Here is a 21207-nt window from a genome sequence, read left to right as displayed (position 1 = left end):
AGGCTGGGAGCCAAGACCTGTCTTGGCCTTGGCTATGCTCATCATGGCAGCAGTGGCAGTCCCAGCTCCTTGAGGAATTCGTTGTGCCGCTCGGTAGCCAGTTTGATTTGCTTATCCAACGAAACCAGTTTCGCATGCACTGCCGCGAGATCGATCTGCTCCTCAGCTTCCGCCGTGCTCACGTAGCGCGAGATATTCAGATTGAAATCGTTCTTCTCGATTTCTTCCATGCCCACGCGCCGCGAATAGCGAGCCTCCTCCCTTCGGAACTGGTAGGTGTCGATAATCTTATCGATGTGCTCAGGTAGGATCTGGTTCTGTCGCTTCCCTTTCTCGAAATGCTCGGCTGCGTTGATGAACAGCACGTCGTCGGGCTTCTTGCATTTCTTGAGCACCAGGATGCACACAGGAATGCCGGTGGAAAAGAATAGGTTGGCAGGCAGACCGATCACCGTATCGATGTGGCCGTCCTTTAGCAGCTTAGTACGAATGCGTGCTTCGGCACCGCCACGGAACAGCACGCCGTGGGGCAGGATGATGGCCATTACCCCGTCTTGCTTCAGGAAATGGAAGCCGTGCAGCAGGAAAGCAAAGTCCGCAGCCGACTTGGGTGCCAAGCCGTAATTCTTGAACCGCACGTCCTCACTCAGTGCCTCAGTAGGCTCCCACCGGTAGCTGAAGGGGGGATTGGCTACGACCGCGTCGAACTTCGGCATCTTGGCCGGGTTGGTTTCACGCAGCATGTCCCACTCGTTGAGCAGGGTGTCACCATGGAAAATCTCGAACTCAGAATCCTTCACCCCGTGCAGCAGCATGTTCATGCGCGCCAGGTTATAGGTCGTGATGTTCTTTTCCTGACCATAAATCTTCCCGATCGTGCCCTTTGCTTCCTTCATACGGTGGCGAACGTTCAACAACAAGGAACCTGAACCGCAGGCCAGATCCATCACGCTGTCGAGATGGGAACGCTTACCCGTAGCAGGCTCCTGACTATCGAGCGTCACGATGGCCGATAGAATGTCCGAAATGCGCTGCGGAGTGTAGAACTCGCCTGCCTTCTTACCCGATCCAGCCGCAAACTGACCAATCAGGTACTCATAGGCATCACCCAACGTGTCGCTGTCGGTAGAGAACTGCTTCAGTCCGTCAGCAATTTCCTTGATGATCTTGCATAGGCGGGTATTGCGCTCGGCATAGGTTTTGCCGAGCTTGTCGGATGCTAGGTTGATCTCCGAGAACAGCCCCCGAAAGGTGCTGGCGAAGGATTCGTTCTCGATGTAGCTGAAGCCGCTTTGTAAGGTTTTCAGGAGCGCTGCATCTTGCGTCCGTGCCATCTCGGCAATGTTGCCCCATAGGAACTGCGGCTCGATCACGTAGTGCACCTTGCGACGCATTTGTTTCTCGAATTCCGGGACATCACCCAGGTTGCCCTCGTACCAGAGTTGCAGAGGCGTGGACACCGAGCCATCGATCTGCTGCGGGTAGTCTGCCCCCAACTCCTTTTTTGCAGCAGCCTCGTAGTTGTCGGACAGGTAGCGCAGGAAGAGGAACGCCAGCATGTAGTCGCGGAAGTCGTCCGCGTTCATGGCGCCGCGCAGTTGGTCAGCAATCGCCCAGAGGGTCTTACCCAGCTTTTGTTTTTCGAGATCGGTCATGGTGTGCCTGCTGCTGCCCCAGCGGGCTGAGGGAATAAATCGGTGTTGAAGGGGTAGCGCTTCAGGAAAGCGTCCAAAATCTTCTTGAAGTAAGCCTTGTTTTCTTCCAGCATCGGCTGGGGCTCGAACAAGGAATAGTTGCCATGGCTGAGGATATTGATGAGCCGTGCGTGCAACACACCGTCCGGGTCGTCCGCATCCGCCGTTGGGATGCAGGCCGAGAAATTCGAGAAGCCATGAAAGCTCGCCGACTTCTCCAACACCGAGCGCAGCATGTTGAAGTGGTAGGTGTACAACTCGCCCGACTGTTCAGCCTTGTACAGTTCGGTTAACACGGCCACGTGGTGAAAAAACGGTGTTGCGCCGGTATAGGCCAGTGAGTAAGAGCCATCAGCCTTGGAGCGCGACAGGAAATACGCTGACACCTTCCTTGACTTGCGCGCATCCAGCTCGTTGTGCATCACGTTGAAGAACAGAGGGTGGTGCGATGAGATCACCACCTTCAACGGGTTGTCCGCCTTGTTCAACAATTGCGCCAGGTGATTGCCTACGGTGATGGCATTGTGCTCATCAAGCGACGAAATGGGGTCGTCGATGTAGATGTATTTCACCCACTGGTAAGCTTCCGCACCATCCAGCACCAACTGGACGATGGCAAGGAAGAAGCACCAGATAAAGATGTTTTCCTCGCCGCGCGACACCTTAATGTTGTCGACGGTTTGCCCGCTCACAGCGCGGGAAAAGCGCACTACCCATTCCTGGGTGTCGATTCGGAAATCGAAATCCGCATAGCGTTGCAGCAACGGGCGGATGCGGTTGTCCATCTCTAGCTCGGCCAAACCAACAAAAAAGCGCGAGGTCGCATTGAGCGTGAGTCGTCGGTCGCTGTCACCATCTAGGTCGTTGTCCCAGTGGAACAGGTCTTCGGTGAAGGCGTTGAAATAGAGCGTGTCGCGAGCATCGCCCTGCTTGCCGATGTCTTTGAACGCCATCGAAAGCCGCGTCTTGCCCGTACCATTGTAGGCATAGAGCAGGATGGTTTTCTTGGTCTCCAGTTCCTGCCGCAACTGCATGGCCAATGCGGACAGGTCGGTAAAAGCTTGGCCCGGTTTCATGCCAGCGCCTCAGCCATGACCGGGAAAAGCTGCTGCATTAAGCCCTTCTTGTGGATCTCAAGGGCGTCGATCTTCTGGCGTTGAGCAGTGATCAACCCATCGATCGAAGACAAGGTGTTAGCGATACACTCTTGTTCGCTTTCGTTCTCTGGGAATGAGAAGGAAATACCTTCGATAAGTCCAGCGCTTAAATTTTCCTGCCCCCCCGAATTACTGATCTTTCGTATTTCCTCGTATCTTGAAGCCAAATTCTGAAAAACGAAATCTGTCGAAATTCCACGACCCTTCAAAATAATTGCCGCGCAAGCCTGATTTGTGGCTGCATCAATGCCAAGCACCGAAACTCTACCCCGCGTCTTTCCCTGCCCGTACATAGCCATCAATAAGGTACCCTTCGGGAAGATTTTTGCTGACGACTCTTCAAGACCGGCCTTAGTAATATATTCATCCGCCTTGAGGATGATGCTCGAATCAATAAGTGAAGTAGTCACCCAAGGAATATCCCCGTTCCAATACGCGGGGTTGGTGCGAGCCGGCGTGCCACCAGATTGAACGTTCGCGATATCCCCCAGCGTAGCTGAAGTCCATTGAGGATCACGTTGGAACCCAGGGAGCCGCAGGCGGGGAACAGTTTCGCCCTCGCGGGGGAAAAGCTGCCGCATCAGGCCTTTCTTGTAGGCCCTGAGGGAATCTAGCTTCTGGCTTTCCGCAGCGATCACCTCATCGAGGGAAGACAAGCAGTCGGCGATTTTTTTTTGTTCTTTGCGTTTCGGGGTCGGGATCCTAACGCCGAAAAATGCTTCCTTGCTGATATTCAGCAGTCCATTGCTTCTCGCGCCACTTGTAATGTGTTTCTTGAGTTGCAGGCCATGAGCGTTCTTTTCGAAGCAATACCGAAAAAAAACGTTCTCGTACCCTGATTTCAGGCGAAAACAGATGAATACATTGGGCGCAGCGACTTCACCCCAGCCTTGCAAATCATAAACGCATCCCTGCGGGAACCTGAGGGAATTACCTTTGTTGTAAACGAAATCCCCATCCCGAACCAAGGTGTATAGCCGATACTGATTTCCTGAGATGTCTCGCCCGAATTTCTCTGCCTGCGGCACGAAACCGATTCCGGCAGAGATGCTTACGGGAGTAAGCTGTCGATCGCCCACACGCTCATCGACTGGCATAGAAATCTCTTGAAGCTCGGGGACAGCCCACTCACCAGCATCCCGAAACTCGGGAAACCGCAGCCGTGGCACCATCACCTTTTTCTCATTGTTCGCTTCGTTCATTGCGCTCGAATACTTATTGCTCATACGCACTCAGCCCCGAAATCTCGCGCCCCTGGGCCAACTTGTGCAGCAGCGGCGTCAGGTCTTCCACCAACGCCAGTTCTTTCTGCGTACGCGCCTTCCAGCCCAAGCCCAGCGGGGTCATTAGCTCGCTCAAAGCTTCTCCATCGAAGATGCGGCGGCGCAGGACCTCATCCACAAAGATTTGTAGTGCATCGGCGGCCAGCCCATGCTTGACGGCGATGTCGGTGAGTTCGCGGGTTTTCTTCTCAGCCTTGAAGCGCTCGTAACCAGCACGGATTTGCTTTTCGTCCAAAGCCTCACCCACGGGCAAACCACGGATGTACTCGGCAATGTCCTCCCGCTCGTCGATGAACTTCGCGTCGGACTGGATCAGGCCGATGAGCTGCTCACGGTTGAGCGTGAGCTTGCCGGGCTTTTGCTGCGTCATGCGAGCAATCAGCCCCATGATGTAGTCGTAGTCGATGACAGCGGAAGCAAAAAGTACGAACTCGAAATCGAGCTGCTGTACCTCAAGGGGAGCCTGGTCACCTTGCTTGTCTTGTTGCTCTTTGAGCCGCTTGGCGGTCTCCAAGTACACGCCTTTGAAGCCTTGCAACTGGTCGGGCGACGCAATCTGCGTGATCTGCGTTTTCTGCTCCTCACTCAGGTCGGTGTATTGATCGAGCTGGGTCTTGAGGCGTTGCACTTCCTTGAACAGGTTGACGAACTGGCTGCGCGCAGCGTCTCCCTTGAGGTTAGCCACTTCTTCAGGGGCGTTTTCCAGCCCCTGTGATTTCATGAAATCGGCCAGCTTCTGGGTGGCGGTTTGCAGGCTATCGATGACCTTGGGTGCCGGATCTACCAGCCAGATTTCGCGCGGATTGTCGATCTTCTCGCCAGAGAAGAGCGCGATGGCATCTTCCACAGGTTTCTGCTGTTGACGGAAGTCGAGGATGTTGCCGTATGGCTTACTATCGTTCAGCACGCGATTGGTGCGCGAAAAAGCCTGGATCAAACCGTGATGCTTGAGGTTTTTGTCCACGTACAGGGTGTTCAGGTACTTGGAGTCGAAACCAGTGAGCAGCATGTCAACGACGATAGTGATGTCGATCTTCTCGGTGTGGGGCAGATCGGCGTTCGGATATTGCTGATCCTTGATGCGCTTTTGCACGTCCTGGTAGTACAGGTCGAATTCGCCAATGCGGTGGTTAGTGCCAAAGCGAGCGTTGTAGTCGGCAATGATGCGCGTGAGCGCGTCCTTCTTGCCCTCCGGGTCCTGCTGGTTGTCTTCCTTTTCCTGCGGCAGGTCTTCCTGAATCTGCTGCACATCCTTGTTGCCTTCGGCGGGCGGAGAAAACACGCAGGCTACGTTCAGGGGCTGGAAGGTTTCATCTTCACCCTGTTTTTCAGCTTGAAGGGTGTTCAGCGCCTCGAAATACTCGATAGCGTCGTTGATGCTAGCAGTGGCCAGCACGGCGTTGAATTTCCGCTCGTTGGTCGCGGCATCATGCTTGGCGAGGATGGTCTCGATGACCTTGGCCTTGGCCAAGCCTTCGCCAGGCTTGGGCGGATTCTTGCCCTCGGGCTTGAAGTAGTCCACGTGGAAGCGCAAAACGTTGCGGTCTTCGATGGCGTGGGTAATGGTGTACTGGTGCAGGCAGCGCTGGAACAGGTCGTCCGTGGTGCGGTAGCTGGCCTGTTGCCCCTCGATCTGTTGATAGCTGGCGTTTTGCTCGAAGATGGGCGTGCCGGTAAAGCCGAACAGTTGGGCGTTGGGGAAGAACTCCTTGATGGCCTTGTGGTTCTCGCCGAATTGCGAACGGTGGCATTCGTCGAAGATGAACACCATGCGCTGGTTGCGCAACGGCTCCAGGCGTTCTTTGTAGTTGCGCTTGTTGGTGCCATCTAGAGCGAGACCCAGCTTCTGGATGGTGGTGACAATAACCTTGTCCGCGTAGTCGTCAGACAGCAGGCGGCGCACCAGCGTTTCGGTGTTGGTGTTCTCTTCGACGCAGCCTTCCTGGAAGCGGTTAAATTCCTCGCGGGTCTGGCGGTCCAGGTCCTTGCGGTCCACCACGAACAGACATTTGTCGATGTCCGGGTTGTCCTTGAGCAAGGTGGATGCTTTGAACGAGGTGAGTGTCTTACCACTGCCAGTGGTGTGCCAGATGTAGCCGTTGCCGCAGTTCTGATGAATGCAGTCCACGATGGCCTTGACGGCATAAATTTGGTACGGCCGCATCATGAGCAGCTTCTGCTCGCTGGCTACTAGCACCATGTAGCGGCTGACCATCTGGCCTAAGGTGCACTTGGCGAGGAACTTCTCGGCGAAGCTATCCAGTTGCGTGATTTTCTTGTTGTCCTCGCTTGCGAACTGGTAAACAGGCAGGAACCGCTCGTCAGCATTGAAGCTGAAGTGGCGCGCGTTGTTGTTAGCGAAATACCAGGTGTCGGTGCGGTTGCTGACGATGAAGAGCTGAATGAAACAGAGCAGCGTCTTGCCGTAGCCATTGCCAGGGTCGCTCTTGTAATCGACGATCTGCTGCATAGCCCGGCGAGGGCTGACGGCCAGTGTCTTCAGTTCGATCTGCACAACAGGCACACCGTTGATCAGCAGCATCACGTCGTAACGGTGATGGCTGTTGTCGGTGTTGATGCGCAACTGGTTGACCACCTCGAAGTCGTTCTTGCACCAGTCGCGGATGTTGACGAGCGTGAAATTCAGCGGCGTGCCGTCGTCGCGCTCGAAGCTGTTGATGTTCCGCAGCGTCTGGGCAGCATTGTAGACATCCGACGTGATCACGCTGTCCAGAAGGCGCTGGAACTCGCTGTCGGTCAGGTGCACCCGGTTGAGGGCCTCGAACTTTTCGCGGAAGTTCGCTTCCAGTGCGGCGCGATCCCGAATGTCTGCCCGATAAGTGTATTTTAGGTCGCTGAGCTTGGAGATAAGATCTTGCTCTACCCGATTTTCGGCTGTCATTTTGATTACAGATGCTGTAGGCAGTGGGCAGGCTGTATATTGCCATGCTCCCCACTATGCCAACAGGCTTGTGGACATGAATCTCTCGATCTCCCATGACTGCGCTTGAATTCCTGGCCAGACTTCGCCAGCTTCCTGCATCGACGCCGCTGAGCCTGCCACACGTCGCTGCCGCGCTTGAAATGCTGTCGAGCGTTCTGGCTCGCCAACCAAATGGTGATGTTGGGCAACGTGAGCGATGGACCGACGAAGCCGTCTTGGCGCAATGGCTGGGCGAGCCTGTCGGCACCGTAGAAGGTTGGCGGCTGGGTGCCACCAGCAAGCAGCCATATCGCCTTGGGGCTGTGGTTGACTGGCTGGACGAACATATGGTCACGCTCATGGGCTCCGAAGCGGACACCGATGAGGATGTCGCCCGCATTGCGGCAGCATGCAGGACAAGCCTGATCCCAGCACTGGAAGTCGATGGTCACCTGATCGGGTTCTTCCGCAGCCTCCATCTTGAGATGGAGCCTCAAGGGTACGTGATCGTCCAAGGCGACGATTTGCGCGCGCTTGAGACGGCACGACTCACGCCCAGACAATCCGCCAATCTCATGGCGGGCTATCAGGCGCTGGCGGTCTTCGCCAAACAGCTTTCCACGTCACCGAGTCAGGCCATGGCAACTTGGCGTGGCATCCGTGATGAGATCTCACCCGACTTGGCATTGCAGTTCTTCCTCGCCGCCATCGGCCACGACTACGACGTAGCGATGGAAATCCTCGCCAGCTTGGATGAGGCGCTTCTGCGCAGTCGATGGCATCTTGGCTGCTGGCTTTGGGAGCTTCTGCTCAATCACGAATTCCGCAATCTGAACGCCGACACGCTTCTGTCCGCTTTCACGTTCGCCGGTGAGCAAGACATCAGCATCAATACCGTCAAGGGGTACAAGGATTCCTTTGGCTATCCGGTCTTCAACGGCACGTCGGCACATCTGCTGGCCGACACGTATGGCGATCACTTCAGGCTGAATCTGCGAGTGGGTTTTGGCATGCCGATCTACGAGCAACTGCTTTGCGGCCTGCTGGAGCGAGGCCTCGATGTAGAGATCGAGAATTACGGCGGGCTGACCGCCTTGGGCATCGGCGAGGTTGTGCAGGGAAAATATTCAACAGGAAGCGAATTCTGTGGCGTGCTCAACACCCACACATTGCGCAGCAAGCTGGAAAGCACGCTCGACAGCAAGGCTGCAAAGCCCCGCAAGCAACCCGCCTAGCCAAACGGATCGATCCGCTTGTCGCCTCCCCCAAAACGGGTCAGTGCTCGTGCCGCAGCGGCGACGTTACCTCGCCCGAGGTGGTGATCTTCCGCAATTGCACGCAGCAGATCGCGCATTTCCACACTGATGCCCAGGTTCGCCAGTACTTGGGCATACGGCCCGGTAATCAACCAATCGAGCAGCGTCTCCGTGGGTCCCCACTCCTCAGGCCCTTGCAGGCATAGACGCCAGCAGGCAAGCATGGCTGCGAGCCTTCGAACGTCAGCCTTGAAATAGCCCGCGCCATGCGCCTGCTGAGCGAGGTTTAGGCCAGCCGCCACGTCGGAATTTGTCTGAAGCTGATGCCATTGATCGGCAGGGAGAAATAGCAGCGCGACGCGATCAGCGCGCTTCAGTCCAGTGTCTGCCCCTTGGCGCGATTGCCGCAGCCCTGACTCGATGATGTCTTCGAATTCTGAGAACCGATCCTCGAAAATGGACCAGAGCGGAACGTTGTTGCCGCCCTCTTCCGGGCCGATCTCAAACACCCGCCGCGCCGTCGCCTGAACCGGAATCTGAGATGCCATATTGAGCATCTGCTCCGAAACCGCACGCTCCCCTCGCAAATGCTTGCTGAGGTCGGGCACGGTGTCTGTCCCACGCGACTCAGGTTTCCCGTAATCGATCTTTGGGTACATGACCTTTGCGAGTGCATTGGGCGTCGGCACACCTCTGCGGCGGATCAGCTCGTAGATATAGGCACGCGAACGCATGATGCTCAGGATCGGCCGCTCTGGCGCTCCTGCGTTGCTCTTGGGCTTGTTTGCTGCCTCACCTTCGCCGCCATTCTCAGTTGCCTCGTTCCGTTCTGCCATACCCATCGTCCGTCTCGGAATTCGAAATAAGTGTCCGTTTTAAAAAAATACCAATTATATAAAATGGCATTATCGAATCAAACGCAACACGAAGTTAATTCGATAAAACAATTCATCACTTAAAGGAGAAATCACGATGAAAAAATTCAAATCAGTTATCCCTTTTTCAAAGGACGAAAATTTCGGTAACCGTACTGTCATTCAGTACAAGATTAAGGCAAAAATCGGCGACAACGCCTTCTCGATTGCTCATTACATCACGCCAACTGCCAAATTCGAGGCGATCCTTGTGGCCAATACGCGTGAGATGACTGGCATCGGCATCGTTGCAAAGCAGCACTTACATACCCTTGAGGCACTTCATGCCTCTCCTGGCGAACTTGAGATCGTTGAAGAGCCAGAGTACTACGAGGGTGTGGAGGTTCCACCTCACCTAGCTGCGTTCATGATGATCGCTCTTCACCATCCTGAAATGCTTGGCCGCAAGGGTTACGCCGTGTTTGGAATTAACGTGACCGACAAACAATAACAAGGAGAAGCCGCTATGAATACACCAATCGACACAACAACACTTGGCGGCGGCTTCGCCATTCATCCTGCCGCCAATCTGTTTCCTGCCATGAACGACGCCGAGTTCGAGGAGTTCAAGGAAGACATCCGCCAGAATGGGCAGCAGGTTCCCATTCTCGTACAGAACGGGCAACTGATCGATGGCCGTCACCGCTATCGTGCCTGCTGCGAGCTGGGCATTGAACCCAAAATGGAAGAGGTACCAGTTGAGCAATCCATCGAGCGTCTGGTCATCAGCCTTAACCAGCACCGCCGCCATCTGATCGAGAGCCAGCGTGCCATGATTGCAGCCCGCCTTGCCAACATCAGCCTTGGGGGCAACCAGCATACGGGCGGGTTATCACAGCAACAAGCCGCTGACGATCTGGATGTTTCCGTCCCTTCCGTGCAGCGCGCCAAGTCTGTTCTCGCTCGCGGTACGGACGAGCTGATCCAGGCCGTGGATGCAGGCAAGGTCGATGTCAGCAATGGTGCCGATCTGGCGAAGCTACCTCATCCATCTCAACGCAAAGTCATGTCTGACGTCGAGAAGGGCATTCTGAAGGAGGCCAAGGAGATCCGCAAAGCCATCGCTGCCGAACGCCGTGAGCAATGTCTCGAAGCACTTGCAGTCAAGCGTGCCAACAGCAAGCCACTCGACCCAACCAAAGGGCCATTCAGTGTGATCTACGCTGACCCACCATGGGACTACATCCGTGAGGAGCAGTTGGGCTATACCACCATGACGCTCGAAGCAATTTGCGAGATGCCTGTCAACGAGCTTGCTGCCGAAGACGCGGTGCTGTTCCTTTGGTGCTCGGCTTCTCTCCCACAAGAGGCGCTTGACGTGATCAAGGCATGGGGATTCACCTTCAAGACGCAGGCAATCTGGGACAAGGTGAATCCGGGCATGGGGTCGTATTTCCGCATCCAACACGAGCATCTGATGATCGCTACGCGCGGCAATATTCCCGAGGTTCCAGGCACGGTTCGTTTCGCTTCCGTGTTTACAGAAAAACGCCGTGAGCACAGCCGTAAGCCTGACTGCGCGTATGAAATGATCGAGGCGATGTATCCAGAGCTTAACAAGATCGAGCTGTTCTGCCGTGGCGAGCCTCGCACTGGCTGGGCGGGCTGGGGCAACGAATGTGGCAATGGCGAGATCGTGCAGGCTGGCGTCGAGGTTGTGGTCGATACCGATGCCATGCCAGACGCTGCCAACGATGATAGTGACACGCCTCGCCATGGTGGTCGTCCACGCGTAGTCATTGCATAACAGGAGGAGATCGATATGGATACAAACAAAAAACGCGAAATCATCAAGGGCAAATTCCCTTGCGAGGTGCCAATCATATTTTCTGGCATTGCCCCAGGCGTTCTTGACTTTGTTGTTCACTGCAAGGAGGAGGACAAGCATCTGTTCGAGATGTTTGCCGCAACGTTACGATTTCGGGCAGGTCGCGGCGCATATACGCGAAACAATGCGTATACCAAGATGCGGCGCTTGATTCTGTCCGCCCAATACAAGGAGTCGGGCTCATTTATCCTTGAATTCGAGTGGCCTAAAGAACCCGTATTCCTTCACCTTGACGAAGGAGATGTTCTCTCGCCCTGCGACGACGAGTACTTCACTTCGCTTGAGAAGAAAAATCTGCGTGCGGCTTTGGAAGCCAAACTGAATGTAAATCGTCCTGCCGCAAAACAACTCAAGATTTAGCCGTTGTCTACCGCATGGTCGGTTACCAAGGCGATGTAGCTCAAGCAGTTCCCAAACATGGTCGGCTGATGCGTGAAAATCGCTCGCCGCCATTTTTGTTTCTTCTTTTCGCTTTTTGTGGATTTGTTCGCTGCGCTGACGGTTGCGCCTTGGTCTTCTTCTTGTTTCCGAGCCTATCGGCTATCGCCCATCATCTGGCTGGCGCATGATGTTTTCGGTTGTGGCGCGCTATCGCGTCGGCAGCGATATCGGCTAATTACCTGTTGTACGCCGTAATGGTCTCGACACGGTAGCCTCCATCTCAGGAATGAGGCGTCGGCCTCTATCGAACGATCTGGGGAAGGTACTTGCGCACGGTCTTGATGTTCATACCCGTGTGGTCCACGAGCTGACGGACGCTGATCTGATCGCCATGCTCGATACGCAAGGCATTGAACGCTTCTTGCAGCGTTTGTAGCGATTTCTCGCGGCGAAGTGCATTGGTATAGGCTGCTCCCTCACGCATGCGCTCTTCCGACGATTCATCGGTAAACGTCAATATGCGTGGACGGGAATGGTGTGGCTCGTGACGACGCTGCCATACCCGCTTGGCCGTCGATCTAGCGGTGGCCCTGACTTCGGAGAAGCCAAGGGGCTGTGTAAAGATGGCGTTGATCTCTTCAGCCTTCGCCTGCACAGCGGCATACCAGCGCTGTTCGTCGGCGTGAGCATGGACAGCTCCATATGCCCAACGAAGCAGCGTGTCGAATAGCTGGTGGTTTCTACCCTTGTAGACCTTGTTGCTGGGAGCAGCGATACGAGTGCCCGGGAGATCGATCCACTCGAGAAAATCGCCGAGATGGTATTTCGCGGCAGGATGAGTGATGACCTTCCAGCGAGGATGCAGCGGATTCTTGGTGATCGTGTGGTTGTACGCGGTGTCAGCGCCGAGTCGTCTTTCCATCTCGCGCTGAATCGCTGCGAAATAATCCTGCGGACCGCTCCGCGCGTTCTTCGTAAAAGCCACGGGTGTCACCAGACGGTACAGCATGTGGCAATGCGCGTTCTCGGGATTGATCGTGATGATCGTGGGCGGAGGCAGATGCGCATCCTCGAAGCGGAATGCCGAACCTGGCATGTCGAGGTCGAAGCTCAGATAGCTCCGATACATTGGATTGAGGCCGCAGTATGCGAACTGATCGACCTTCTCGCGCTTGCGGAATTTGGTGCCTTCAGAAAAATCGTTCGTGGTGACGACGGCTTCGTTGAGGTGAGTGTAAAAATCGTATCGTGCCTGCTCCATCCTTCTTGTTCGTTGTGACGGTACACAACAAACAAAATTTTTTGGACGAAGTCAAGTCATCCCGAGCAATAAAACGCCATATCCGGCCGTCTACGCGGAGCAGGCGGAGTAGTCGGTATAGCGGTCGGCTCGTAGCTGTCTTTCACTGATATGCTCGTCATCTCGTTTGCACGTCGGGTGAAACCAGATGGCCCTCTATGAAATCACCGGTGAAAGCCTTAAGCCAATTACCCGGAAAACCTTCACGTCGCTGGGGCTGCTAGAGCGAGCAAATATTCAACGCGCGGTCCGTACCCATATCGCAGCGATCACACCTGGCGTCAAGACAATGGTTCTCGCGGAAGAGTTCGGCGACTGGGTTGGAGCGAACAGGCGCATCGACTTACTATGCCTTGACGAGAATGCTCGTCTGGTCGTTGTTGAGCTGAAACGTGACGATTCTGCTCACATGGAATTACAAGCTTTACGGTATGCGGCGATGGTGTCGACCATGCGGTTTGACCAAGCAGTCGAGGCGCATCGAAAATATTTACTCTCCATAGGATCGACCGACGATCCAGAGCAGGCGATCCGCGAATTCCTTGACCATGAAGAAGGACCGGTAGCACTGTCTGAAACGGTGCGAATAGTTTTGGCCTCATCCGAATTTCAACAGGAGCTAACGACGACCGTCCTGTGGCTCAACAAACAAGGGCTCGATATCCGGTGCGTACAGATGCGACCGCACCTCATCGAGGATCGCGTCTTACTGGATATCCACCAAGTAATTCCGCTACCGGAGGCAGCGCAATATCAAGTGGCCGTTCGTGAAAAGTCGATGGAGCAGGATGCGGCACGCGTATCCGACCGAGACACCACCCGCTACGACCTTTCAATAGGTGATGCCTCATTCAGTAGCTTGCCTAAGCGCCGCCTGATCTACGAGATCGTCGCGGAGGCACTTAGGCAGAGGGTACCGCTGACCGGAATTGCCGAAGCTGTGCCGTGGCGGGGAAATGTCTTCGCGACCGCAGATGGTCAACTCGACGAGGCGGCGCTCCAAACGGTATTGGGGACAAAACGATTGCGCTATTTCACCGCCGATGACGATCTGTTCCACGTAGACGGAAATACATACGCTCTCTCGAATCAGTGGGGCGCACGAACCCTCGAAGCAATAGAAAACATCCTCCGCCTCATGCCGAACAAGGAGCTGGTCAGCTACTCGCCAGCTACAGCGCTAACGGACGAAGTCGTTTATGGCGAGTACCTCATACGCCAATGCGAAAGTGGCGCTATTGAGGTTGAGCAGGACGGTACGCAGGTACAGCCGGTGAAGCCCGTCCTCCGGAAACTTGCCGAGCAGCTGGGTGTTCCGTTGCAGAATGCAAACGGCAACAACTTGAACACTAGACAGCTCGGGGTGCAGGTTATGAATGCGATTCGGTTGCAGTGACGGCTTGCCCGTTTTGGGCCAGCGATTATGTCCCGTCGCCCGACCAACAGTGGCGGTATGCGGCACATGTAACACTAAATTTGGTGGCAAACGTGTTACGCTAGGTGACCCGTTTTGACCGTGACACCTGCCAGCCCTCGGAACTGGCAGACCCTTGTAAACAGGGGCTTGGAGCGTTCTGGGGAGGTATATCCCTGATTCGCCACCAAACACCAAAAAGCCCTGCTTCGGCAGGGCTTTTTGCTTTTCTGCTGCATCCCTGGCGACCGCCAGGGTCATCACATTACGCAAGCACCTCGGCTAGCACAGGCACCTCGGCGGCCACCGCCAACACCCAATCCGTCGTCAATACCGGTTGCGTCACGGGCAGCATATGGCCGCCGTCGATGATGCGCAGGTTCACTCGGTCGAGCTTCTGCTTGAGCGCTTCGCCCTGGCGCTTGACGTTCAGGATGCGGTCTCCGCGGCCGTACAACACATCGACAGGCACCGTCATCGAGGCATAGCGGCGCTCCATGTCGGGCAGATCTTCCGGCGCAGCGACGAGATCCGACGATGCCGCATAGAACACGTGCGGACGCAGCCCCAGCAAGCCGCCTCCCTTGAACGGGAAATCCTTCGGCATGGCCTCGGGCGCGAACACCGCAGCGATGGCCTTGCGGGAATTGATGATCGACAGCGGGATCGCCAGTGTCCATGACACCAGCCTGCGAACCAGCGGCGACGTCAACACCAAGCCCCTGAACGCACCCGGCGGCGTGCTTTCTGCGTGCGTGAGCGGCGCAATCAACGCGAGCCGGCGGATAACGTGCGGATGGTTCAGCCCCACCGCAAGCGAAATCGCCCCACCAAGCGAATGTCCCACCAGCACGGGCTTGTCGAGCCCAAGCTGCTCGATGCACTGCGCGACCGTGCGGGCCTGCGCGTAGACGTTGGCAGGCGAATCCCCACCGCGCACAGACCGCCCCGCCCCCGGTCGGTCGATCACGATCACGCGGTGCGAGCGCGTCAGCCGATCCAGATCCAGGTACGCGAAGTTGCGCAGGTTGCCGCACAAGCCATGAACGAACACGATGGCAGGGCCCGTTCCGCGATCGGTGTAATGCACGCGATCGCCGCCGATATCAATGAACTTGCCTTCGGGCGGAAACCACTTGGTGACGCGGCGAGCGATGAAAAACGTGAACGCAACAGGCGCGAGGATGGCAAGCGCGATGACGCCAAGAATGGTGTAGGTCATAGTGTCCCCAAAGCGAGAGGCGGTTAGGCGGGCTGCGCCGCGCCGGTCGGCTGGGCACGGCGTTCGAACTGCATGGCACTGTCGGCCAGTGTGCCGAACTTGAGCATCATCAGATCGCGCGCGTAGTTCTGATATGACTTCCACGGCTGCTTGTCGCCCTGCTTGGGCAGGATGGCCGCCGCACGCTGGATGTAGCCGGACGTCAGATCGACGGCGGGTTCGCGGCTCATGGCTTCGTCATCGAGACGCGGCACGCAGGTATCGAAGCCGTTGGACTGCATGTGGTTGAGCAGCCGGCAGACGTACTGCGCGATCAACTCAGCCTTGAGCGTCCACGATGCATTCGTATAGCCGAATGACGACGCCAGGTTCGGCACACCGCTGTACATCATGCCCTTGTACGACACGGTTTCTGCCAGATTCACGGCATGTCCATCGACAGTGATGGCCGCCCCGCCCAGTACCTTTAGTTTGAGCCCCGTGGCCGTGACGATCACATCGGCATCAAGATGCTCGCCGCTCTTGAGCTGCAGGCCGGTGCGGGTGAAGCGTTCGATTTCGTCGGTCGCAATCGACGCCTTGCCAGCGCGGATCGTCTTGAACAGATCGCCGTCCGGCACGAGGCACAGGCGCTGGTCCCACGGGTTGTAGCGTGGGGTCAGGTGTTTGCGCACGTCGAAGCCGGGGCCGATCTGCTTGCCGGCCATGCCGATAATGAACTCTTTGAATGCCTTCGGCTTGCGACGCGCGAGGCTGTAGAAGTACATCGTCAGCAACACGTTCTTCGTGCGCACCAGCCGGTGAGCCAGGCCGGACGGCAACCAGCGGCGCAACGTGTTGGCCACGGCATCCTGCTCAGGCCGCGAAACGATGTACGTGGGCGAGCGCTGCAGCATCGTCACGTGCTGCGCGGTGCCGGCCATCGCGGGCACCAGCGTGACCGCCGTGGCGCCACTGCCGATCACCACCACGCGCTTGCCGGCGTACGACAGATCGTTCGGCCAATGCTGCGGATGGACGATGCGGCCTTGGAACGTGTCCATCGCGGGCCACGTCGGGGCGTGGCCCTCTTCATAGTCGTAGTAGCCGCTGCACATGTAGAGGAACTTGCAGGTGAACAGCACCGGTTCCTCGCGCGAGCCATCGCAGCGTAGCGCCTGCACGGTCCAGCGCGCGGCGGCGGAATCCCAGCTCGCACCCGTCACCTTATGGCGGAAGCGGATGGATTTGTCGATGCCGAACACGCGTGCGGTGTCGCGGATGTAATCGAGAATCGTCTGACCGTCGGAGATGGCCTTGTTGCTGTGCCACGGCCGGAAGCTGTAGCCGAGCGTGAACATGTCGGAGTCCGATCGGATGCCCGGATAGCGGAACAAGTCCCACGTGCCGCCGATGGATTCGCGCCCTTCGAGGATGGTGAAACGCGCCGACGGGCAGCGCTCGCGCAGGTGATACGCCGCGCCAATGCCCGAGAGGCCCGCGCCGACGATGAGCACGTCGAGGTCGGTATCCGGCGCGGCTGCCCGGTTGCGGGGCACGCCGGGGCTGGCGCTTCGCTCCATCGTCGTATTCATGCGGTCTCCTGTTTGCAGCCTTGCGGGCAGGCGTGGCAAATTTCGCTCTAAATGTGGTGTGATTCGTCACCACTTTAATTTTCAGGCGTCCTGACGTCAAATAGCGAAATGGAGAAAACACTTGAAACAGACGACGCCCCCGTCAGAAAAGGCCGCCCGTATGGCGGCGTGGCGCCGGAGGCACGTGCAGCGGAGCGCCGCGATGCGCTGATCCGTGCTGGCACGCGCGTCTTCGGCACGGTGGGCTTTCGCAAGGCCACCGTACGCGCAATCTGCCAGGAAGCGAAGCTCAACGACCGGTACTTTTACGCCGCCTTTGACAGCACCGAAGCCCTGCTGCGTGCGACCTATCAGCAGCATGCCGAAGACTTGCGCGCGCAGGTGTATGAAGCCACCGCCGCTGCGGAAGGCACGCTGGAAGCTCGTATCGACGCCGGCCTGCACGCGTTTTTCGTGTTCTTGCGTGAACCGTGTGCGGCGCGCGTGCTGCTGCTGGAAGTGATGGGCGTGAGCCCGGAAACGGACGCGACCTACCAGCGCAACCTGCTGGAGTTCGGCAAGCAGATCATGGCGAATGCCGAACTGCCCGGCACCCCCCTTGACGACGACGCCGAACAGCGCGCCGACCAACGCATCCTCGGCTTGGCACTCGTGGGTGCCCTGACCAACGTAGGGGCGGCGTGGCTTCTGACCGGCTATCGAGATCCCGAAGAGAAGATGGTGCGCAACTGCCGGCAAGTCGTGCTCGGCACGTTGCGCGCCATGCTGGGCGTTTAGGCCGGTCCTTCCAGCCTGCCCAGTCGAACCACGGTCACGCCGGGGGCCAGATGCCGCAGCGATGGCTGCAGCAGCACGCAGTTGTCGTACGGCGTGACGATCTGCAGCGCTCCATCGGTAGCGATGACGGTGCCGGCACGGGCGATGGTCTCCATGCCGCGATAGTCGTCCGCAAAACGGAACGCCGTGGATTTGGCGACCACCGGATCGGTCACCCGAATGCAACGCACCTCCAGCGCAGGCGCCATGCCCAGCCATTCCGATACTGCTGACGCATCGACGGTGCCCAGCGCCACCAGAAAACGCGCACACGCGTCCAGCGCAACATCCCGGCTCACGCGTTCGAAGTGTTGACCGCATTCGATGAGCAGCGCGTTCTTCGGACTGGCGGCATCGCCAAAGCCGCCGTAGTCGCGCAAGCGGCGACCGGCAGCATGGCCGGCATCGATCATCAGATGCGAAGGCGCGCCAACGAGGCGGCCCAATGCGACGCCTTTGGCGTGCGGTCCGGTCAGCATCAGCGGCTCGGCCTTCTCATGCATCGAGTGAATATCGAGCAGGTAATCGACCGTGTCGATCACTGGCCGCAGCTCACGCGCGCGGCGCAGTTCCAGCGAGTTGCCGGGGCCATCAAGCTTGTCTGCAGACCACACGCGATTCAGGTCTTCGTCGATGAAGCGCGTGGCATCCGGGTCGTTGATATCGAAGCGCTCATACGCCTCGACGTTGGCAAATGACAGCGTGAGCCGGCCACGTGCCGGGCGCACGCCGGCCGCCAGCAGCGCATCCACCGCAATCGCGCCGCACAGCTCATTGCCATGCGTGAGCGCGTTGATCATGACGTGCGGGCCCGGCACGCCGCTGTCGGACGTATGGACGTAGTCAATGCCGTGTGTGCCGGTCTTCCAACGGCGGATATCAGGCTTGTGCAACTCGATCGGGTAGACCGGCAGCGTGGCGCGCAGCGCCTCCAGGGTCATCATACGAAATCCTTCGGTGTGACGAGAAGTCTGTTCAGGTTCGATCCGCACGAGCGCGCCCGCGCAGCATCCACAGCGAGGCCAGGCTGATCAGCGTGGTCGCAAACACATAGAAACTTGGCGACGTCTTGATGTGTGTGACACCGATCAGCCACGTGACGATCAGCGGCGAGAATCCACCAAAGATCGTCACCGACAGGTTGTAGCTCAGCGCCAAGCCCGTGCCGCGCGTACGCGTCGGAAAGATATCGGCGAGCAGCGCAGGCAGCGGCGCCAGGATGGCGGCCAACAGCACGCCCACAATCGCCTGCATGACCAGCAACGTCCAGAACGTCGATTGTGCGACCAGCGTGGCAAACATCGGATACGTCGACAGCGCAATCACCACCATCGCAATCGACACCACGCGGATGCTGCCGAAACGATCCGCCAGCAGGCCGAACGCCGGTGCCATCACCATCAGCATCGCGCCCGTGATCATCGTGCAGACCAGCGACGCACTGGTCGCGATGTGGAGTTGATTGATGGCATAGGTCGGCATATAGACCTTCTGCACGTAGTTGAATGCGGTGACGGCCACGACCACGCCCGCGCCCAGCAGCAGCCCTGGCAAACCTTGCGTGAGCGTGTCACGCAGCGGCGAGCGCGCTTGCAGCGCAGCCGGCGCTTCCGCCTGCATGGCGACGAACTCCGGCGTTTCCGGCGTATGGCGGCGGATGTAGACGCCAATCGGGCCGATCAGCAAGCCGAACAGGAACGCCACGCGCCAGCCCCACGACTCCACCTGCGCGGTGGGCAGCGCGTAGGTGATCCACGCGCTCAAGCCCGCTGCCAGCAATGTGGCAAGACCCTGCGTGGCGGCCTGCCAGCTCGCGTTGTAGCCCATGCGCTTGCCGCTGGCGTGTTCGATCATGAACGCCGTGGCCGACCCAAATTCTCCGCCGGCCGAAAAGCCCTGCAGCAGTCGCGCCACGATCACGATGGCCGGCGACCACAGGCCGATCGACGCGTAGGTCGGTGCAAACGCGATCATCGCCGTGCCCAGCATCATCAGCAGGATCGACCAGGTCAGCGCGGCCTTGCGCCCCACGCGGTCTGCATAACTGCCAAGCACCATCGAGCCGAGCGGGCGCATGATGAACGACACGCCAAACGTCCCGACGGAGAGCATCAGCGAACTCCACGCATCGCCCGTGGGGAAGAACAGCTTGCCGATGGTGATGGCGAAATAGCCGTAGATCAGCAAATCGTAGTATTCGAGCGCGTTGCCGATGCTGGCGGCCAGAACGGCTCGCCAGGGTGCGGGATGTCGATGTGCGTCGGCGGCGCGCGCGCCTGCGCTGCTCGCGTTGAGGGTGTGGGCTGGCATGGTTGTCTCCCCGTGGTCTGTGCCGATCCGCCTGTTTTGCCGAACGGCGCTGGCGGGCGAAGGTTGCGGAGGAGTCTAGGTGCCGCGCCGAGGCGGCTTGTGCCGTTTCGGCACAAGGTTGGGCTTTTTGCGATGCGCCTCAGGTGAGATCGTTACGGCCGTTACCGCTGGCGTTGTCGACCGCCCGTTGCCACACCTCGTCGAGCAGCGCGCTCTGGTTGCTGCGCACGCGCATCATGCGGATGTTGACGTGGATGTGCCAGGCGTCGTCACCAGCGGGGCGCAGTTCACCCGCGTTCAGGTGCGGCCTGGCCAGGCGATACGGCAGCCACGCCATGCCGAATCCGCGCAGGGCCATCTCTTCCACCGCTTCGTAAAAATCCGCCTGGAACACGGGCTGCAGATGCGCCTTGCGATCGGCGGCAGCCAGATGGCTGTCGAGCATCTGCCGCAATGTCAGCCCACGCGCAAAGGCCAGCCATGGAAGCGGTGCGGCAGCCGAGCCCGGCAGCGTGAAGCGCGGGCGGCCGCGCTTGTCGGGCGCACTCACCGGCACGAGCGTCTCGCTGCCCAGCAGGCAATGGTCGTACTTGCGCGGATCGAGCAGCGCATCGGCCTGTGGGCTGGCGTAGGCGATCAGCAAATCGACCGTGCCATCGGCAAGGGCCAGCACGCCTTCCTGCGTGCCACCCGTCGTCACGCTGAGCGGAAACACACCGCGCTGACGCGCCAGCGTTTCGTACCAGCCGGGGACGAACGTGCGCGCCAGCGTGCGCCCGGTGCCGATCCTGAGCGCCACGGGCAGTTGCGCCTCCCGCAGCAGCAAGCGCGCATCGTTCAGGCCGTCGACGGCATTGGCGGCCGCATCCAGAAACAAGCGCCCTGCCGCGGTAAGCGTGACGGGATGCTCGCTGCGCTCGACCAGTGCGGTGCCCACCCATTCCTCCAGGGCCTTGATCCGGCGGCCGAATGCGGGGTGCGTGACGTTGCGGTTCTCGGCGGCGCGGCTGAAGCTGCGCGTCTTGGCCAGTTCCTTGAAGTCTTCCAGCCATTTGATCTGCATGGCGCGTCCGGTCTTTTGTGGTGAGCGTGAGGTCTGCGCATTATCTCCGCAGCCTGCGCGAACAGCCTTAAC

Annotated in this window: 17 protein-coding genes; 6 read left to right on the top strand and 11 right to left on the bottom strand. The window is 58.2% G+C overall.

Annotated elements, in window-relative coordinates:
* Positions 1-41: 41 nt before the first annotated feature.
* Genes CFE42_RS22750 through CFE42_RS22735 form a run of 4 tightly spaced genes read right to left on the bottom strand, consistent with a single transcriptional unit; the run spans position 42 to position 7036 of the window.
* Positions 42-1655: a type I restriction-modification system subunit M gene (locus CFE42_RS22750; RefSeq protein ID WP_004635440.1), complete on the bottom strand. Its 1614-nt coding sequence runs from the start codon at positions 1653-1655 to the stop codon at positions 42-44.
* The gene (locus CFE42_RS22745) at positions 1652-2770 is read right to left on the bottom strand and encodes an AAA family ATPase (protein WP_004635441.1); all 1119 of its coding nucleotides are present in this window, start codon (positions 2768-2770) and stop codon (positions 1652-1654) included. Before CFE42_RS22745 ends, CFE42_RS22750 begins: the two co-directional genes overlap by 4 nt.
* Positions 2767-4077 (bottom strand): restriction endonuclease subunit S, encoded by a 1311-nt coding sequence (locus CFE42_RS22740; protein ID WP_004635444.1) that lies wholly within the window; start codon positions 4075-4077, stop codon positions 2767-2769. The genes CFE42_RS22745 and CFE42_RS22740 overlap by 4 nt, the downstream gene beginning before the upstream one ends.
* Positions 4067-7036, bottom strand: a complete 2970-nt coding sequence (locus CFE42_RS22735) for a type I restriction endonuclease subunit R (RefSeq protein ID WP_004635445.1) — start codon at positions 7034-7036, stop codon at positions 4067-4069. The genes CFE42_RS22740 and CFE42_RS22735 overlap by 11 nt, the downstream gene beginning before the upstream one ends.
* 95 nt (positions 7037-7131) lie before the next feature.
* On the opposite strand from CFE42_RS22735, the gene CFE42_RS22730 reads away from it, so the two are divergent.
* Positions 7132-8292 carry a hypothetical protein gene (locus CFE42_RS22730; protein ID WP_004635448.1) on the top strand — a complete coding sequence of 387 codons (1161 nt, stop codon included), beginning with the start codon at positions 7132-7134 and terminating at the stop codon, positions 8290-8292.
* Here the strand turns inward: CFE42_RS22730 and CFE42_RS22725 are convergent.
* Complete coding sequence (locus tag CFE42_RS22725; RefSeq protein ID WP_004635449.1) at positions 8289-9155, bottom strand: hypothetical protein; 867 nt, start codon at positions 9153-9155, stop codon at positions 8289-8291. The genes CFE42_RS22730 and CFE42_RS22725 overlap by 4 nt on opposite strands.
* 130 nt (positions 9156-9285) lie before the next feature.
* Here CFE42_RS22725 and CFE42_RS22720 point away from each other — a divergent pair, with 130 nt between their 5' ends.
* The 3 genes from CFE42_RS22720 to CFE42_RS22710 are packed head-to-tail and all read left to right on the top strand — an operon-like array spanning position 9286 to position 11415.
* Positions 9286-9678: a hypothetical protein gene (locus CFE42_RS22720; RefSeq protein WP_004635452.1), complete on the top strand. Its 393-nt coding sequence runs from the start codon at positions 9286-9288 to the stop codon at positions 9676-9678.
* Positions 9679-9693: 15 nt separating this feature from the next.
* Positions 9694-10974: an MT-A70 family methyltransferase gene (locus CFE42_RS22715; protein ID WP_004635453.1), complete on the top strand. Its 1281-nt coding sequence runs from the start codon at positions 9694-9696 to the stop codon at positions 10972-10974.
* Between the two features lie 15 nt (positions 10975-10989).
* A complete protein-coding gene (locus tag CFE42_RS22710; protein ID WP_004635455.1) occupies positions 10990-11415 on the top strand; it encodes a hypothetical protein in 426 nt (141 codons plus the stop codon).
* Positions 11416-11737: 322 nt separating this feature from the next.
* Here the strand turns inward: CFE42_RS22710 and CFE42_RS22705 are convergent, their stop codons facing one another.
* A complete protein-coding gene (locus tag CFE42_RS22705) occupies positions 11738-12697 on the bottom strand; it encodes a replication initiation protein (RefSeq protein ID WP_004635456.1) in 960 nt (319 codons plus the stop codon).
* Positions 12698-12884: 187 nt separating this feature from the next.
* Here CFE42_RS22705 and CFE42_RS22700 point away from each other — a divergent pair, with 187 nt between their 5' ends.
* Entirely contained in the window at positions 12885-14132 is a 1248-nt protein-coding gene (locus tag CFE42_RS22700; protein ID WP_004635460.1) for a hypothetical protein, read from the top strand.
* 283 nt (positions 14133-14415) lie between these two features.
* On the opposite strand, the gene CFE42_RS22695 is transcribed toward CFE42_RS22700, so the two are convergent.
* Entirely contained in the window at positions 14416-15372 is a 957-nt protein-coding gene (locus tag CFE42_RS22695) for an alpha/beta fold hydrolase (protein WP_004635462.1), read from the bottom strand.
* Positions 15373-15395: 23 nt separating this feature from the next.
* Positions 15396-16934, bottom strand: a complete 1539-nt coding sequence (locus CFE42_RS22690) for an NAD(P)/FAD-dependent oxidoreductase (protein WP_086003693.1) — start codon at positions 16932-16934, stop codon at positions 15396-15398.
* Positions 16935-17054: 120 nt separating this feature from the next.
* Here CFE42_RS22690 and CFE42_RS22685 point away from each other — a divergent pair, with 120 nt between their 5' ends.
* Positions 17055-17723 carry a TetR/AcrR family transcriptional regulator gene (locus CFE42_RS22685; RefSeq protein WP_004635466.1) on the top strand — a complete coding sequence of 223 codons (669 nt, stop codon included), beginning with the start codon at positions 17055-17057 and terminating at the stop codon, positions 17721-17723.
* On the opposite strand, the gene CFE42_RS22680 is transcribed toward CFE42_RS22685, so the two are convergent.
* The 3 genes from CFE42_RS22680 to CFE42_RS22670 form a co-directional block, all read right to left on the bottom strand.
* Positions 17720-18706 (bottom strand): M14 family metallopeptidase, encoded by a 987-nt coding sequence (locus tag CFE42_RS22680; protein ID WP_024973607.1) that lies wholly within the window; start codon positions 18704-18706, stop codon positions 17720-17722. The two genes, CFE42_RS22685 and CFE42_RS22680, sit on opposite strands and share 4 nt — an antisense overlap.
* Before the next feature lie 31 nt (positions 18707-18737).
* Complete coding sequence (locus CFE42_RS22675) at positions 18738-20072, bottom strand: MFS transporter (RefSeq protein WP_004635470.1); 1335 nt, start codon at positions 20070-20072, stop codon at positions 18738-18740.
* Between the two features lie 139 nt (positions 20073-20211).
* Entirely contained in the window at positions 20212-21135 is a 924-nt protein-coding gene (locus CFE42_RS22670) for a LysR family transcriptional regulator (RefSeq protein WP_004635471.1), read from the bottom strand.
* Positions 21136-21207: the final 72 nt, after the last annotated feature.

This window comes from Ralstonia sp. PBBBR1, from assembly GCF_002256165.1.
Lineage (GTDB): Bacteria > Pseudomonadota > Gammaproteobacteria > Burkholderiales > Burkholderiaceae > Ralstonia > Ralstonia thomasii.
This window is presented reverse-complemented; position numbering and strand designations above follow the sequence as displayed.

Excerpts from the sequence above, each read along its gene's own strand:
- CFE42_RS22705 (WP_004635456.1), bottom strand. The coding sequence starts at position 12,697 with ATGGAGCAGGCACGATACGATTTTTACACTCACCTCAACGAAGCCGTC.
- CFE42_RS22750 (WP_004635440.1), bottom strand. The coding sequence starts at position 1,655 with ATGACCGATCTCGAAAAACAAAAGCTGGGTAAGACCCTCTGGGCGATT.
- CFE42_RS22735 (WP_004635445.1), bottom strand. The coding sequence starts at position 7,036 with ATGACAGCCGAAAATCGGGTAGAGCAAGATCTTATCTCCAAGCTCAGC.
- CFE42_RS22745 (WP_004635441.1), bottom strand. The coding sequence starts at position 2,770 with ATGAAACCGGGCCAAGCTTTTACCGACCTGTCCGCATTGGCCATGCAG.
- CFE42_RS22710 (WP_004635455.1), top strand. The coding sequence starts at position 10,990 with ATGGATACAAACAAAAAACGCGAAATCATCAAGGGCAAATTCCCTTGC.
- CFE42_RS22675 (WP_004635470.1), bottom strand. The coding sequence starts at position 20,072 with ATGCCAGCCCACACCCTCAACGCGAGCAGCGCAGGCGCGCGCGCCGCC.
- CFE42_RS22695 (WP_004635462.1), bottom strand. The coding sequence starts at position 15,372 with ATGACCTACACCATTCTTGGCGTCATCGCGCTTGCCATCCTCGCGCCT.
- CFE42_RS22670 (WP_004635471.1), bottom strand. The coding sequence starts at position 21,135 with ATGCAGATCAAATGGCTGGAAGACTTCAAGGAACTGGCCAAGACGCGC.
- CFE42_RS22740 (WP_004635444.1), bottom strand. The coding sequence starts at position 4,077 with ATGAGCAATAAGTATTCGAGCGCAATGAACGAAGCGAACAATGAGAAA.
- CFE42_RS22720 (WP_004635452.1), top strand. The coding sequence starts at position 9,286 with ATGAAAAAATTCAAATCAGTTATCCCTTTTTCAAAGGACGAAAATTTC.
- CFE42_RS22685 (WP_004635466.1), top strand. The coding sequence starts at position 17,055 with ATGGAGAAAACACTTGAAACAGACGACGCCCCCGTCAGAAAAGGCCGC.
- CFE42_RS22680 (WP_024973607.1), bottom strand. The coding sequence starts at position 18,706 with ATGATGACCCTGGAGGCGCTGCGCGCCACGCTGCCGGTCTACCCGATC.
- CFE42_RS22700 (WP_004635460.1), top strand. The coding sequence starts at position 12,885 with ATGGCCCTCTATGAAATCACCGGTGAAAGCCTTAAGCCAATTACCCGG.
- CFE42_RS22730 (WP_004635448.1), top strand. The coding sequence starts at position 7,132 with ATGACTGCGCTTGAATTCCTGGCCAGACTTCGCCAGCTTCCTGCATCG.
- CFE42_RS22690 (WP_086003693.1), bottom strand. The coding sequence starts at position 16,934 with ATGGAGCGAAGCGCCAGCCCCGGCGTGCCCCGCAACCGGGCAGCCGCG.
- CFE42_RS22715 (WP_004635453.1), top strand. The coding sequence starts at position 9,694 with ATGAATACACCAATCGACACAACAACACTTGGCGGCGGCTTCGCCATT.
- CFE42_RS22725 (WP_004635449.1), bottom strand. The coding sequence starts at position 9,155 with ATGGGTATGGCAGAACGGAACGAGGCAACTGAGAATGGCGGCGAAGGT.